Raw genomic sequence first — 13,930 nt, forward strand, 5'->3', positions numbered from 1 at the left:
TTTCTCCTCCGCGGTCGCCGTCAGTCTGCCGACTCGACCCCGGTGATCTCGAAGCGCGCCCCCCCGGCCTCGCTCTCGACGGCCCGCACCGACCAGCCGTGCGCGTCGGCCACCTGCTCGACGATCCGCAACCCGAATCCGGTCCCCGACTGCGATGTGGAGTAGCCGGCGTCGAACACCGTCCCGCGCAGGTCCGGGTCGATCCCCGGGCCGTCGTCGGCCACGTAGAAACCGTCCGGCAGCGATCCGACCGTGACGGTCAGGTCCTCGCCGCCGTGTTCTATCGCGTTCCGGATCAGGTTCTCTAACAGCTGTTTGAGTCGCCCCTCGTCCGCGACCACCGTCCCCTCGACTTCGGTGCGCAGCGTCGCGTCGCTGGTGTCGACGGTCCGCCAGCAGGCGCCGACGACCCGTGCGATGTCGACCGGCTCGGCGTCGGTCACAGGGTCGCCCTCGCGCGCGAGCGTGAGGAGGTCGTCGATCAGCGCGGTCATCCGGTCGTGGGCGCGCTCGACCGCCGCCAGGTGTTCGCTGTCACACTCCTCGCGCGCGAGTTCGGTCCGGCCCCGCGCGACTTCGAGCGGGTTCCGGAGGTCGTGTGACACGACGCCGGCGAACTCCTCTAGTCGGTCGTTCTGCCGCTCCAACTCCGCAGTCCGATCCGCGAGGCGACGGGTGCGCGCCTCGGCCTGGAACGCCGTCTCGGCCGCGGTCGCCAGGATTCCGGCGAGGTACTCGTCGACGCTGCCGAGCATGCCCGGCTCCGTCTCGCCGATCGATATCGTCCCGAACTCGCCGATCGGAACGATGAGCAGGCTCCGGAGCGGCGTGTCGACGTCGAGCGCGTCGGTCGTCCGGATGTCGTCGAACTTCCGGAGCTCGCCCGCCTCGAACGCCGCCCAGTTGAGGCTCCCGCCGTCCGGCGTGAACGTCTCCCGCTCGGGCAACACCTCCGTCGCGCGGTCGGAGACGGCGACCGGGACCAGCCCGCCGGCCGCCTCGTCGTAGAGCCGGACGGTAACGATCGAGAACTCCAGGACGTCGGTGGCGGCCGCGACGGCCTGCTCGGCGATCGCTTCCCGCGACTCCGCGCGGACGAGCGTCCGCGTGGCGCCGTGGAGCCGCTCGACGCGGCTCTCGCGCTCGATCCGGTCGAGCGCCGCTTCGAGGTGGTCGGTGAGGATCTCCGCCACGAGGACGTCGGTGTCGGTGAACTCGTGCGGGTCCGGGGAGGAGACGACGAACAGCCCGTGGTCGCCGATCGGGCCCAACACGAGGCTCTCCGCCGGCGAGGGCTCGTCCAACCGATCGGACGACGAGAGCTCGTCGATGACGACCGACCCCTCGCCGCGGAAGGCGCCCCACGCCAGCGCCGCGCGCGATCCTGCCGGCGCGTCGCGGTCGTACGACGGCTGCTCTTCGAACAGCATCGGCACAGAGTCGCCGAGCGCGGCCGGCTGGAGGCTCTCGCCGTCCTCCGAGAGCAGGTGGATCCCGCTCAACCCGGCGTCGATCAGGTCGTCGACCGCCTCGACCGCCAGCTCGGCCGCCTCGTCGGTGGTTCGCGTGTAGTTGAGCTCCCGCGTCCACTCCCGGAGGCTCGCGAGCGTCCGCTCGCGCTCCTTCCGCTCGGAGATGTCGCGCGTGGTGACGACGTACCCCTCGATGCCGTCCGTCTCGATCCGGTCGCTGCCGACGGACTCGAGCCAGCGGTAGCCGCCGTCGGTCGTTCGGAACCGGTACTCGGCGGTCGGGGGGTCCCCGTCGCCCTCGAGCGCGCCGAGCGCCTCACTCACGGCATCTCGATCCTCCGGGTGGATGTACTCCAGCGCCCGCTCGCCGAGGAGGTCCGACGGCGCGTAGCCGATCACGCTTTCGCACGACGGACTCAGGTACCGGAATCGCCAGTCGCTCGACAGCACCGTGACCACGTCGCCGGCGTGTTCGATGAACGCCCGGTGTCGCTCGCGCTCGCTGTCGTCGCGGACCACGCCGACGAACCGCCGCTCGCCGTCCGCGGTGAACTCACCGTACGAGATGGAGACGGGGACCTCGTGGCCGTCGCGGTGGAGCGCGTTGAACCGGACGTCTGACCAGTCGACGCTCCGCTCGCCGTCGGCGAGATACCGATCGACCGCCTCGAGGTGGTCGTCGCGGTGTCGTTCGGGTATCAGCGTCGTGAGCGGTTCACCCTCCAGATCGGCCGGTTCGTACCCGAACATCGGCTCGACGGCGGCGTTCGCGAACCGGATCACGCCGTCGGTGTCGACCGACAGGATCGCGTCCGACGCCCCTTTTGCGACCGCGCGGAACTGTCCGACGGCCTGCTCGGCCTCCCGCTCGGCCCGCCGCTGCTCGACGGCCTCGACGATCCGGTCCGCCAGCCGCTCGCACTGCTCCGTGTCGCCGGACTTCCGCATGTAGTCGGTGACGCCCGCGGATATCGCCTCGCTCGCGACCGCCTCGCTCCCCCCTCCGGTGAACAGGATGAAGGGAAGGTCCGGGTCGCGCTCACGGACCTCGTCGAGGAGATCGAGGCCGTCTCGACCGGACAACTCGTAGTCGGAGACGATACACTCCACGTCGCGCTCCGACAGCGTCTCGAGTCCGGCGGCCGCGTCGGGCGCCGTCTCGACCGCGATCCGGTCTCGCTCCTCCCGTAAGAACGACGCGACGACCGCACGCAGGTCCGGGTCGTCGTCGACGAGCAGGACCGGGATGCGGTCGGTCATACACTCGGATTACTTACCATTCGGGTATAACGGTTTTGCCCCGCAGGCGTCGAGCGGTCGGCTCCGTCCGAGCGGTCAGCGGTCGCCGGCCGCGATCGCCCGGGGCTCCCGAACCGGTCCGTCAGCCCGCCGCTCGCGGCTCACTCGTCTTCGGCCGGGGTCTCACCGGCGGCCGGACGGAAGGCGACCAGCCGCTCGCCGTCGGTGGCCCGCTCGCCGATATCGACCGTCACCGCGTCGCCGATCGCGACCGCCGGGGCGGCGTCGTCTCCGTCTCGCTCCGCGTCGCCGTCGCGGACCACGCCGGTGAGCCGCGTCGGGCCGAAGTCGACCACCGCGGTCGCGTACGGCGCGTCGTCGGCGAAGCGCGGCGAGGGGACGTGGACGACGCTGTACGTCTCGACGGTCCCCGTCTCGTCGAGGGGCTCCCGCGAGAGTTCGGGGGAGCCGCACTCGGGACACACCCGCCGCGGGGGAAGGGAACCGTGCCCCTCCGGGCAGACGACCGCGAACCCGTCCCCGTCTGCGAGCGCGTCGAGCCACTCGGCGTACTCTCGGTCCGTCGGCGACGAGGCGTCCGCCGCGTCCGCGCCGTCGTCGCTCATTCCGCCACCTCCAGCACGTGGACGACCGCGCTCGCGACGGTCCCGCCCGCATTGTGCGCGACGCCGACCTCGGCGTCCGGAACGTGGTCGCTGTTGGGGTGGTCGCCCCGCAGTAGGCGGGTCAGCTCCGCGATCTGCGAGCCGCCGGTCGCGCCGACCGGGTGGCCCTTCGCTTTCAGGCCGCCGGAGAGGTTCACCGGGAGGTCGCCGTCGGCGGTCGTGACGCCCTCTCGGGCCGCCGCGATCCCCTCACCCGGCTCGAACAGTCCGAGCGACTCCAGCGCCAGCACCTCGGCGATGGTGAAGCAGTCGTGGACCTCCGCGACGTCGACCGCGTCGGCACCGATGTCGGCGTCGGCGTAGGCCGCGTCGGCCGCGTCGTCCGCGGCGGGCGTCCGCGCGAGGCTGTCGCGGTCGCCGAGCGCCATCCGGTCGGTCCCCTGTCCGGTCCCCGTCACCGCGACCGGCGCGTCGAGGTCGCGGTCGGCCGCGTACTCCTCGGAGACGAGCACGAGCGCGCTCGCGCCGTCGGTGATCGGACAGGCGTCGTACAGGTGGAGCGGCTCCGCGACCGGCGGGGCGTCCATCGCCTCGTCGACGGACACCTCCTTCCGGTACTGGGCGTACTCGTTCGGCACCGCGTTGGCGTGGTTCTTCGACGCGACGTGCGCGAGGTCCTCGCGGGTCCCGCCGTAGGCGTCGAAGTACGCGTTCGCCATGAGCGCGTACGCGCCGGGGAACGTCACGCCCGACCGGACCTCGAATAGGTCGTCGGCGGCGATGGCGAGCCCCTCCGTCACCTCGTCGGTCGGGAGGTTCGTCATCCGTTCCATTCCGCCCGCGAGGACCACGTCGGCGTCACCGGCCGCCACCGTCCGGACCGCCTCGCGGACCGCGACCCCGGCCGACGCGCAGGCCGACTCGTAGCGCGTCGCCGGGCAGCGGACCCCGGCGGCCTCGGCCATCAGCGGCGCTTGGTGGCCCTGGTGCTCGGCGAGCGAGCCCATGAAGTTCCCGTAGTTCAGCTCCTCGACGTCGGACCGAGCCACTGCGGCGTCCTCGAACGCCCGGAGCGCGGCCTCCGCGAACAGATCGCGGCCGGTCCGTTCAGGGTGGCTGCCGAAGGGTGTGAGCCCGACACCGGCGACGCGTACCTCAGACATACACGAACGATGATCGGGGATGCGGTTTAGCTCTGCCGGAAGCGGGAGTCCCGGTCGGCGGACGGCGGAGCAGCGCGTGGGCGAGGAAGAGAAAAATTGCCGGACTGCGTCGAGGGTCTGCCCGCGCTCAGCCGATGTACCGGAGGTCGTCGTCCGGCACCGCCGGCCCCTCCTGCATCTCACGGATCTTGCCGACGACCTCCTCCATCTCCTCGGCGCGGTCCTCGAGGCTCTCGTAGTCGACGCGCAGATCGAGGACGGCTTCGAGGACCTCCAGCACGGCCCGCGCGCTCTTCGGGTCGACGAGGTAGCCGCTCGTCTCGCCCATCAGGCACGTGGCGTCGAAGCCGCGGCGACCGCCGAGCCCCAGCACGAGGCCGGAGACGCCGACGATGCCGCCGGCCGGTTCGTCCGCGCGGAACTCGACGCCCGCGTCCTCCAGGTCGGCGGTGAGGTCGCCGTCGGAGACCGCGCCGAGGACGGTGTACTCCTCGACGAGTTCGCCGGTCGGGACGCCCCCGAGGGCGAACGCGCGCTCGGCGCCGAACTCCGCGGCGACGTCGAGGAACGTCGAGGTGAGCCGGTAGTGGCCCGCGTTCGACCCGGCTTGGTGGTCGCCGGTCAGCACGAGCAGGTCGGCGCCGTCCGTCTCGACGGCGTGGAACTCCGCGCAGGTCAGCTCCGCGACCCCCTCGTCGTCGACGCTCACCTGCGGGGGGAACTCCGTGGCGTACACCCGGCGGACCAACTCCCCGTCGAACTCCTCTAAGATGTGTTCGGCCGCCAGCTTCCCCACGTGGCCGACGCCCGGCAGCCCCTCGATCAACACCGGGTCGTCCAGCTCCGGCGTCGCGACCTCGTCGATCTCGATGTCCTCCATGTCCCGTCCGTCCGGGCGGCGGTCACAAGAGCGTGGCTATTCGCGCGTCGGTACCGTCCTCGCGACCGACCGAGGGGTCACTCCGTCCGTCGTCGCGCCCGCCGCCGGTACTCGCCGTACGGGTCCTCCGGCCCGAACGGGGCCGGCGCGCTGTTCTCGGTGGGACCGTCGCACTCCGGGCAGCGATCGCCGAGCGCGTACACCGGTCGGTCGTGGACGCGCTCCCAGTTCGCGCAGACGCGGATATCTGATTTCACGGATAGAAGGGTCGTGTTACGGGAAAACGGTCGTGTCCTCGGCCGATCGGCGCTACTCGTCGTCTTCGCGGCGCTCGCGGTGGAACTCGCCGGCGCCGCCGGCGGCCTCGATCGACTCGCGGGCGCGCTCGGCGGCGGCCTCAAGCTGCGACTCCGCCGTCTTGTAGTTCGGCGCGCGGACCTTGATCCGGTACTCTGGTGAGCCGACGTAGCCGACGTCGAGGTCGACACCGTCCGGGATCTCGCCGTTCCCCTCGGCCGCCGCGAGGGCGTCGCGCACGTCGTCGACGCCGTCGGGGGCCGCGGACTCGAGGTCGACGTACCCGGTCACGTCGACGTACGGGACGGAGACGTTGTTGCGGGCGGCCGTGACGATCGCGTCGACGGTGTCGCCGTCGACGTCGACGTCGTCGAGCGCCTCGTCGCCGCTGATCGCGGCCGCCTCGAAGGCGTCGTAGAGGCTCTCGTACTCCGCGAGGAGGGCGTTCGCGACCGTCGTGTAGCGGTCGTCGTCGACGTCCTCGCCGAGCGCGATCAGCATCCAGTTGTCGGCCTTCTGGGCGTTCTTCCAGTCTTGGATCGTCTCCTTGCGCTGGTGTTCGTTGACGTCTTTGATCGAGAGGTCGATCTGGTTCGACGACTCGTCGATCTCCAACACCTTCGCCACGACCGTCTGTCCCTCGCGGACGTGGTCGCGGACGTTCTTGATCCAGCCGGAGGCGACCTCGCTGATGTGGCAGAGGCCGCGCTTGTCCTCGTACTCGTCGAGGTCGACGAACACGCCGAAGTCGGCTATCTCGTCGACTTCGCCAACCACTAGTTCGCCGGGTTCGGGCCAGCCGCTGTACTTCATGACGGAGATGCGAGGCGGTTACCGCGCCTCAACGGTTTCGACGATCTCGCCGTGAAGCTCGGCCTCACCGCCGGTCGGGGTCGCGAGGGTCGTGCCGCAGACCGCACACGACACCGTGGAGGAGGCCTTGCCGAAGACGACCTGTTCGTTCTCGCAGTCGCCGCAGGCGACGCGGTGGAAGTCTCCCGCCATGCTTACTCCTGGAACGTGAGACGGCCGGCGCGCCATCCCTCGCGCATGTGAGCCTTCCCGCAGTCGCCGCAGCGGTACTTCAGGTGGGTCTTCTTCGTCGGCTTGTCGCCGCCGGGCACCTTCGAGTACCCGCCGGCGTTGCCGATGGTCGCGAGCGCGCGGCGTCGCTGCCGAGCGTCGCGTTTCATTCCGGTCGCGCGACCCGATCGAACCTTCTCCACCTCGTGTTCGTGGTGGGAGTCACAGTGGGGGCAGTACGTGTTGAAGCGGCGTGGCATTTCCATGGATATCGACCTTGAAACGCGGTTCGTCGCCGACGCTTAAAACGGGTTTGGTCTGGGGCGCCGGCGAGGCGCCGCCCCTGACCGAGCGTCCGATGCGCCGCTCAGTCCGCCCACTCCGCCACCGCGCGCACCGGCGACCCGTCGGCGCCGCGAAGGCGGAGCGGGAAGGCGTACAGCCGAAACCCCGACGGGAGGCCGTCGAGCGCGCGGAGGTTCTCGACGATCGGGAGCGAGTCGCCCAAGAGCGCGTCGTGAGCGGGGGTCCCGTCCGGCTCGTTCCGTTCGGACGACCGCGCGTCGGCCGCGCCGCTCGCCGCCGGCGTCGGATCCGGTCCGAAGGTGTCGAGGCCGACCCCGACGCCCGCGGCCCGACAGCGCTCGACGGCCGCCGCGGTGAGGTACGGGTGGTCGCGGTACCGGTCGCTCCCCCAGTGAGACGCCCAGCCGGTGCGGAGGACGAGGAGGTCGACGCCGGGGTCGAGGTCGCTCGGCTCGGGCAGCACCTCGGGCGGAATCGCCGCTCGCGGTTGCAGCGGTCGAAGGTCGACGAGGCGCGCGTCGAAGACGAACCGACCGACCGGCTGGTCGTCGATCGCCTCCCCCTCGGGGAGCGTGTGGCGAGGCGCGTCGACGTGGGTTCCCGCGTGGGTGCCGGTCCGGAGTTCGCTCGTCGCGTACCCGTCGGCCTCGTGGGTCGCGTCGGGCGCGAGCGTCACGTCGGGGTCGCCCGGGTACGTCGGCATCCCCGTCTCGGTCGGTCGCGAGAGGTCGCGGAACACGGTCGGCGGTCGGACCGCGGCGCGGTTAAGTCGGTCGCCGTCAGTGCCCCCGACACGACGGGGTCGGCCCGCCGTCGTCCGCGGGGTTCCGCGGCCCGAACGTATTTCCTGCGCCCGCCGCTGGGTGGTTCCATGTCGGAACTGCCGCTCGACGCCTACTACGACCTGACCCAGATCGGCGAGGTCGCCGTCTCACCGGCGGGCGACCGCGTCGCCTTCACCGCGACCGAGTACGACCAGGCCGCGGACGAGGCGGTCTCCTCGCTGTTCGTCGTCCCGACCGACGGCTCCCGCGAGCCCCACCGCATGACGAGCGCGTCGGGCGCCGCCTCGCCGACGTGGGGACCCGACGGCGACCGCCTCGCGTTCGTGGCCGCCCGCGATCGCGACGCCGAGAAGCGGGTCGGCTGGCGGGACCGCGACGATGAGGACGCGGGCGACGCGGAGGGCGACGCGAGCGAGGACGACGCGGACGACGAATCGGCCGACGGTGAGGGCGAGAACCACCTCGGCAGCGACGACGAGCCCAAGCCGCAGGTGTGGATCTTCGACCTCGCCCTCGGCGGCGACGCGCGACAGGTGACCGAGCGCGACGAGGGCGTCGCCGGGTTCGACTGGTCGCCCGACGGCGACCGACTGGTGATCGAGTCGCGCGACCCGACCGACGAGGAGTCCGAGTACCTCGACCAGGTCCGCGAGGAGGGCGGCCCGATCGAGACGACCCGCCTTCAGCACAAGGTGAACGGCGCCGGGTGGACCGACGACGTGACGCGGTACCTCTTCGTCGTCGACCTCGACGACCCCGAGACCGACCCCCGGCGGCTCGACGACGCGCACGGCGGCGGCGCGTTCGAGGACGTCGCCGGCATGGACCCGACGTGGGGGCCGGGCGACCGGATCGCGTTCACCTCCTGTCGGCTCGACCGCCCCGACGACACCACCGTCCGCGATCTCTACGCGGTGTCGGCCGACGGGGGCGACGCGGAGCGGCTCACGGGCGGCGACCTCGCCCACGGCGCGCCCGCGTGGCACCCGGACGGCGACCGGATCGCGACGACCGCGAGCGACCCGGACGACCCGCCCGCGCCGGCGGAGGTGTACCTCGTCGACGCCGCCGAGGGGGAAGGCGACGACCCGGATGCCGACGACCGCGACGCCCCGACCTCGGTCACTGCCGCTCTCGACCGGACGATCGCCCGCGGCGGCGGGGTCGAGTGGGTCGACGGGTCGATCTACACCCGGATCGCCGACGAGAGCCACACCCGGTTGGTCCGCGTCGAGACCGACGGCAGCGCGGAGCGCGTCTTCGAGGCGCAGGGCCGCGACCGGGCCATGGTCGGGTTCGACGTCGCCGACTACGGGGCGACCGCGGTGACGGTCCTTTCTGAGCCGGAGTCCGGGACCGACCTGTACGCGGTCGACGTCACCGACCTCGACGCGGCCGCCGAACCCGACTCCCTTCGCCGCCTCACGAGCGTCAACGAGTCGCTGACCGACGAGTTCCCGATGCCGGAGGCCCGCCGCGTCGAGTGGGAGTCTGACGGCTGGACGCTCGACGGCGTGCTCTACCACGGCCCCGACGTGGATCCGGACGACGGCGACCACCCGCTGGTGGTGGCGATCCACGGCGGCCCGATGTCGTACGACGAGCCGGTGTTCAGCTTCGGCCACGCCGCCCTGACGAGCCGAGGGTACCTCGTGTTCCGGCCGAACTACCGCGGCGGTACCTCCCGCGGCCGGGAGTTCACCGCGGAACTGAGCGGAAAGTGGGGCACCGCAGAGGTCGACGACATCGCGGCGGGCGTCGAGTCGCTCGCGGACCGCGGGTGGGTCGACCCGGACCGCGTGTTCGGCCACGGCTTCTCGTACGGCGGCATCGCGCAGGGGTTCCTCGTCACGCAGGAGCCGGACCTGTTCACCGCCGCGGCGCCGGAGCACGGCATCTACGACCTCCGTTCGGCGTTCGGCACGGACGACACCCACGTCTGGCTGGAGGCGGAGTTCGGGCTCCCGTGGGAGGACCCCGAGGCGTACGCGTCGTCGACGGCAATGTTGGACGCCGGGAACATCGAGACCCCGCTGCTCGTGATGACCGGCGGCGAGGACTGGCGGTGTCCGCCCTCCCAGTCGGAGCAGCTGTACGTCGCCGCCCGCAAGCAGGGGGTCGACGCGGAGCTGGTCGTCTACCCCGACGAGCACCACAACATCGGTGACCCGGACCGCGCGATCCACCGGCTAGAGAAGATTCTCGGCTGGTACGAGACGCACGACCCGGCGATCGAGGCGGCGGACTGAATCGCGGCGGCTCCCTCCGGCGGAACCGCTCTCAGTGTTCGACGAACTCGACGAGGACGCCGCCGGTGGACCGCGGGTGGCAGAACGCGACCTCGTGGCCCCACGCCCCCGGGCGCGGTTCCTCGTCGACGAGGTCGATACCGAGGTCGCGCGCGTGGTCGAGCGCCGCCGGCAGGTCGTCGACCGCGAGCGCGACGTGGTGAACTCCCGGTCCCTCGCGGTCGAGATACTCCGCGATCGTCCCGCCAGCGTCCGGTTCGAGCAGCTCGAAGTACCCACCACCGTCGAGTTCGAGAAAGACGATCCGCATGTCGTCGAACGTCTCCTCGTGGGCGACCGGGGCGTCGAGCAGGCCGCCGAACAGGTCGGCTAAGTCGGTCGCGTCGCGGGTCGCGACGCCGACGTGGTCGAAGCGCATACGGTTCAGTTCCGGCGGCGTCGACTTATAATGACCGCGCGGTTCCCGGTCGCCCTGCCCCTATCCCAAGGTTTGGGTGCGTCCCTGCCGTACCCCGTATCATCACCCAGCCGTGAGCGACTCAGAGACAGGCGGCTCGACGGAGCAGATGACCTCGCGGAACATCCTCGGGTCGCTGCTCAAAAGCGGGCTCCACGAGATGAACCGCGAACGGTCCGGGCTCCTCCTCTCGGGACTGTCCGCCGGGCTCGACATCGGGTTCGGACCGCTGATGATGGCAGTCGTGTTGACGCTTTCTCCGGGGACCTTCGGCGATCTGACGACGGAGCTCCTGTTGGCGTCAGTCTACTCCGTCGGCTTCATGTTCGTGATACTGGGGCGCTCGGAGCTCTTCACCGAACACACGACGCTGGCGGTCATCCCGGTGATCGATCGGCAGGCCTCGGTCCGCCAGCTTGGCCGGCTCTGGGGACTGGTGTACGCGGGGAACATCGTCGGCGGGCTGCTGTTCACGCTGCTCGTGACGCTGCTGATGCCGGAACTCGGCGTCGTCGACCCGACTTCCTTCGAGACGATCGCGTTGAAGCTGGTCGACCACGACCTCCCGTGGCTGTTCGTCGGCGGCGTCTTCGCCGGGTGGCTCATGGGGCTGCTGGCGTGGCTCGTCGCGGCGGCGCAGGACACGACCGCTCGGATCCTCCTCGTGTTGATAGTCACCGGAACAATCGGTCTGCTCCACCTCCCGCACTCGATCGCGGGCAACGTCGAGGTACTGTTCGGGCTGATCGTCTCCTCGGCGATCACTCCGATGGACTACGTCGCGTTCCTCGCGCTGGCGACGGTCGGGAACGCCGTCGGCGGCGCGGTGTTCGTCGCGCTGCTGAAGTACGGTCACGTCGTCCGCGGCGCGGACTGAAAACGCCCGGACAGGGGCGACCGCGGATCGTCTCCGACCTCACCGCCCCGGCTTGTACTCCCCGAACTCGTCGCGGAGCACGTCCGATATCTCCTGGACCGTCGCGTACGCCTTCACGGCGTCGACGACGTGCGGCATCACGTTCTCCGTCCCCTGTGCGGCCTCGCGCAGTCCGGCGAGCGCCTCGTCGACCGCGTCGTCGTCGCGCTCGTCCTTGACCCCCTTCAGGCGGTCCCGCTGGTTCTGCTCCTGATCGGGGTCGACCTCTTCTAAGTCCATCTCGGGCTCCTCGTCGACCTCGAACTCGTTGACGCCGACGATGATCCGTTCGCCCTCCTCGATCTCCTGCTGGCGCTCGAAGGCCACGTCCTGAATCTGGCGCTGGACCCAGCCGCTCTCGACGGCCTCCAGCATGCCGCCGCGTCGGTCGACCTCCTCGAGGATCTCGAACGCCTCCTCCTCGATCCCGTCGGTGAGGTCCTCGACGTAGTACGAGCCGGCGAGCGGGTCGATCGTGTCGGCGGCGCCCGACTCGTGCGCGAGGATCTGCTGGGTGCGGAGCGCGGTGCGGACGGACTTCTCCGTCGGCAGCGCGAGCGCCTCGTCCTTCCCGTTCGTGTGGAGGCTCTGGGTGCCGCCGAGGACCGCGGCCAGCGCCTGATAGGAGACGCGGACGACGTTGTTCTCGATCTGCTGGGCGGTGAGCGTCGAGCCGCCGGTCTGGGTGTGGAACTTCAGCTGCTTCGACTTGGGGTTCTCCGCGCCGAACCGCTCGTCCATGATCTTCGCCCACATCCGGCGGGCGGCGCGGAACTTCGCGGCCTCCTCGAAGATGTTGTTGTGGGCGTTGAAGAAGAAGGAGAGCTGCGGGGCGAACTCGTCGACGTCGAGCCCGGCGTCGAGGGCCGCCTCGACGTACTCGATCCCGTCGCCGAGGGTGAAGGCGATCTCTTGGGCCGCGGTCGACCCCGCCTCGCGGATGTGGTACCCCGAGATGGATATCGTGTTGAACTTCGGGGTCTCCGCCGCGCAGAACTCGAAGATGTCCGTGATCAGCCGCATCGACTCCTTCGGCGGGTAGATGTAGAGGTTCCGCGCGATGTACTCCTTCATGATGTCGTTCTGGATCGTCCCGCGGAGCTGCTCGCGCGGGACGCCCTGCTTGTCCCCCATCGCGACGTACATCGCGAGCAGCACCGCGGCGGGCGCGTTGATCGTCATCGACGTGGACACCTCGTCGAGGGGGATCGAGTCGAAGACGGTCTCGAAGTCGTCGAGGGTGTCGATGGCGACGCCGGAGCGCCCGACCTCCCCCTCGGCCATCGCGGCGTCGGAGTCGTACCCCATCTGCGTCGGGAGGTCGAACGCCATCGACAGCCCCGACGAGCCCTCGTCGATGAGGTAGCGGAACCGCTCGTTCGTCTCCGCCGCGGTGCCCATCCCGGCGTACTGGCGCATCGTCCAGAGCCGCCCGCGGTGCATCGTCGAGTAGACGCCGCGGGTGTACGGCTCCTCTCCGGGGTAACCGAGGTCCTCGCGGTAGTCCAGGTCGACGTCCGCCGGCGTGTACAGCGGATCGACCTCCTGCCCGCCGGTGTCGGTGGTGAACGTCTCCTCGCGCTCGCCGAACCGGTCGACCGTCTCGCCGTAGGTGCCCGCCTCCCACGACTCCTTGCCCTCCCGGATCTCGGCGAGTTCCTCAGGGTCGTACATTACTAAATCGGTCGACCGAACGGGACTTAACAGTTTTCAGGGACGGGCGGGCGCGGGCCGCGCGACCGGCGGCGCCACGGCACCCCGTCCTCGCGGGGGCGATTTAAGTATCCCGCGTTCGACACGGCCGCATGGACGTACTCACGGACCCCGCGCGCCGCTTCCTCGCCGCGACCGCGCCGGACCACACCGCGGTCCAAGCGGAGATGGCCGACCTCGCCGACGAGTGGGGGTTCCCGATCATCGGTCCCGAGGCGGGGGCGGTCCTCCGGCTGCTCGCGCGGCTGACGGACGCCGACCGCGTCTTCGAGTTCGGCTCCGGCTTCGGCTACTCGGCAACGTGGTTCCTCCGCGGCGGCGCCGAGAGCGTGGTCTGTACCGAGTTCGACGCCGACGAGGCCGAGCGCGGCGTCGCGTTCGCCGCCGACCACGGCTACGCCGACGGCGTCACCTTCGAGGTCGGCGACGCGATGGAGACGGTCGACCGCTACGACGGGCCCTTCGACGTGGTCCTCATCGACCACCAGAAGGGCCGGTACGCCGACGCCTACCGGACCGTCCTGCCGAAAGTCCGGTCCGGGGGCGTGATCGTCGCCGACAACATCGCCCGGGGGCCCATCGACTTCGAGACCCTCGTCGCACACTTCGAGGCGGGCGAGCCGCTGCCGGACGACGCCGTCGACGGAGCGACGCGCGGCATCGGCGAGTACGTGGGGACCGTCCGCTCCGACGACGCGGTGGAGACGGCGATCCTCCCCGTCGGCTCCGGAATCGCCGTTTCGACGGTCGTTCGATGAGATCGAACGGAACGGTCATCATATCGAGTTACATATATTACTCCGG

Annotated in this window: 14 protein-coding genes; 3 read left to right on the forward strand and 11 right to left on the reverse strand. The window is 70.6% G+C overall.

Going from position 1 to position 13,930, the window contains the following annotated elements; translation table 11 throughout:
• Positions 1-20: 20 nt before the first annotated feature.
• From EXE51_RS01195 to EXE51_RS01235, 9 genes are all read right to left on the reverse strand, one after another.
• Positions 21-2,732: a PAS domain S-box protein gene (locus EXE51_RS01195; protein ID WP_094494712.1), complete on the reverse strand. Its 2,712-nt coding sequence runs from the start codon at positions 2,730-2,732 to the stop codon at positions 21-23.
• A 140-nt stretch (positions 2,733-2,872) separates the two neighbouring features.
• Positions 2,873-3,337 carry a Zn-ribbon domain-containing OB-fold protein gene (locus EXE51_RS01200; protein WP_049929630.1) on the reverse strand — a complete coding sequence of 155 codons (465 nt, stop codon included), beginning with the start codon at positions 3,335-3,337 and terminating at the stop codon, positions 2,873-2,875.
• The gene (locus EXE51_RS01205; protein ID WP_086215881.1) at positions 3,334-4,500 is read right to left on the reverse strand and encodes a thiolase domain-containing protein; all 1,167 of its coding nucleotides are present in this window, start codon (positions 4,498-4,500) and stop codon (positions 3,334-3,336) included. The genes EXE51_RS01200 and EXE51_RS01205 overlap by 4 nt, the downstream gene beginning before the upstream one ends.
• Before the next feature lie 127 nt (positions 4,501-4,627).
• On the reverse strand, positions 4,628-5,380 hold the full coding sequence (locus tag EXE51_RS01210) for a proteasome assembly chaperone family protein (RefSeq protein ID WP_049929628.1): 753 nt from the start codon (positions 5,378-5,380) through the stop codon (positions 4,628-4,630).
• Positions 5,381-5,457: 77 nt separating this feature from the next.
• On the reverse strand, positions 5,458-5,637 hold the full coding sequence (locus EXE51_RS01215) for an RNA-protein complex protein Nop10 (protein WP_049929627.1): 180 nt from the start codon (positions 5,635-5,637) through the stop codon (positions 5,458-5,460).
• Positions 5,638-5,689: 52 nt separating this feature from the next.
• Positions 5,690-6,490, reverse strand: coding sequence for a translation initiation factor IF-2 subunit alpha (locus tag EXE51_RS01220; protein ID WP_049929626.1), 801 nt, complete (start codon positions 6,488-6,490; stop codon positions 5,690-5,692).
• Between the two features lie 18 nt (positions 6,491-6,508).
• A complete protein-coding gene (locus EXE51_RS01225; RefSeq protein WP_004595868.1) occupies positions 6,509-6,682 on the reverse strand; it encodes a 30S ribosomal protein S27e in 174 nt (57 codons plus the stop codon).
• Between the two features lie 2 nt (positions 6,683-6,684).
• The gene (locus EXE51_RS01230) at positions 6,685-6,966 is read right to left on the reverse strand and encodes a 50S ribosomal protein L44e (protein WP_004595867.1); all 282 of its coding nucleotides are present in this window, start codon (positions 6,964-6,966) and stop codon (positions 6,685-6,687) included.
• Positions 6,967-7,067: 101 nt separating this feature from the next.
• On the reverse strand, positions 7,068-7,745 hold the full coding sequence (locus EXE51_RS01235; RefSeq protein WP_137691900.1) for a cyclase family protein: 678 nt from the start codon (positions 7,743-7,745) through the stop codon (positions 7,068-7,070).
• 132 nt (positions 7,746-7,877) lie between these two features.
• On the opposite strand from EXE51_RS01235, the gene EXE51_RS01240 reads away from it, so the two are divergent.
• On the forward strand, positions 7,878-10,040 hold the full coding sequence (locus EXE51_RS01240; protein ID WP_137691901.1) for a S9 family peptidase: 2,163 nt from the start codon (positions 7,878-7,880) through the stop codon (positions 10,038-10,040).
• Between the two features lie 31 nt (positions 10,041-10,071).
• Here the strand turns inward: EXE51_RS01240 and mce are convergent, their stop codons facing one another.
• Positions 10,072-10,458 (reverse strand): methylmalonyl-CoA epimerase, encoded by a 387-nt coding sequence (mce, locus tag EXE51_RS01245; RefSeq protein ID WP_049929624.1) that lies wholly within the window; start codon positions 10,456-10,458, stop codon positions 10,072-10,074.
• 112 nt (positions 10,459-10,570) lie between these two features.
• On the opposite strand from mce, the gene EXE51_RS01250 reads away from it, so the two are divergent.
• Positions 10,571-11,374, forward strand: a complete 804-nt coding sequence (locus EXE51_RS01250; RefSeq protein WP_049929623.1) for a formate/nitrite transporter family protein — start codon at positions 10,571-10,573, stop codon at positions 11,372-11,374.
• A gap of 39 nt (positions 11,375-11,413) precedes the next feature.
• Here EXE51_RS01250 and EXE51_RS01255 read toward each other — a convergent pair whose 3' ends face one another.
• On the reverse strand, positions 11,414-13,087 hold the full coding sequence (locus tag EXE51_RS01255; RefSeq protein ID WP_049929622.1) for a methylmalonyl-CoA mutase: 1,674 nt from the start codon (positions 13,085-13,087) through the stop codon (positions 11,414-11,416).
• 131 nt (positions 13,088-13,218) lie between these two features.
• On the opposite strand from EXE51_RS01255, the gene EXE51_RS01260 reads away from it, so the two are divergent.
• Positions 13,219-13,884 (forward strand): O-methyltransferase, encoded by a 666-nt coding sequence (locus EXE51_RS01260; protein ID WP_049929621.1) that lies wholly within the window; start codon positions 13,219-13,221, stop codon positions 13,882-13,884.
• Positions 13,885-13,930: the final 46 nt, after the last annotated feature.

This window comes from Halorubrum sp. CGM5_25_10-8B, assembly GCF_005435095.1.
GTDB lineage: Archaea > Halobacteriota > Halobacteria > Halobacteriales > Haloferacaceae > Halorubrum > Halorubrum ezzemoulense.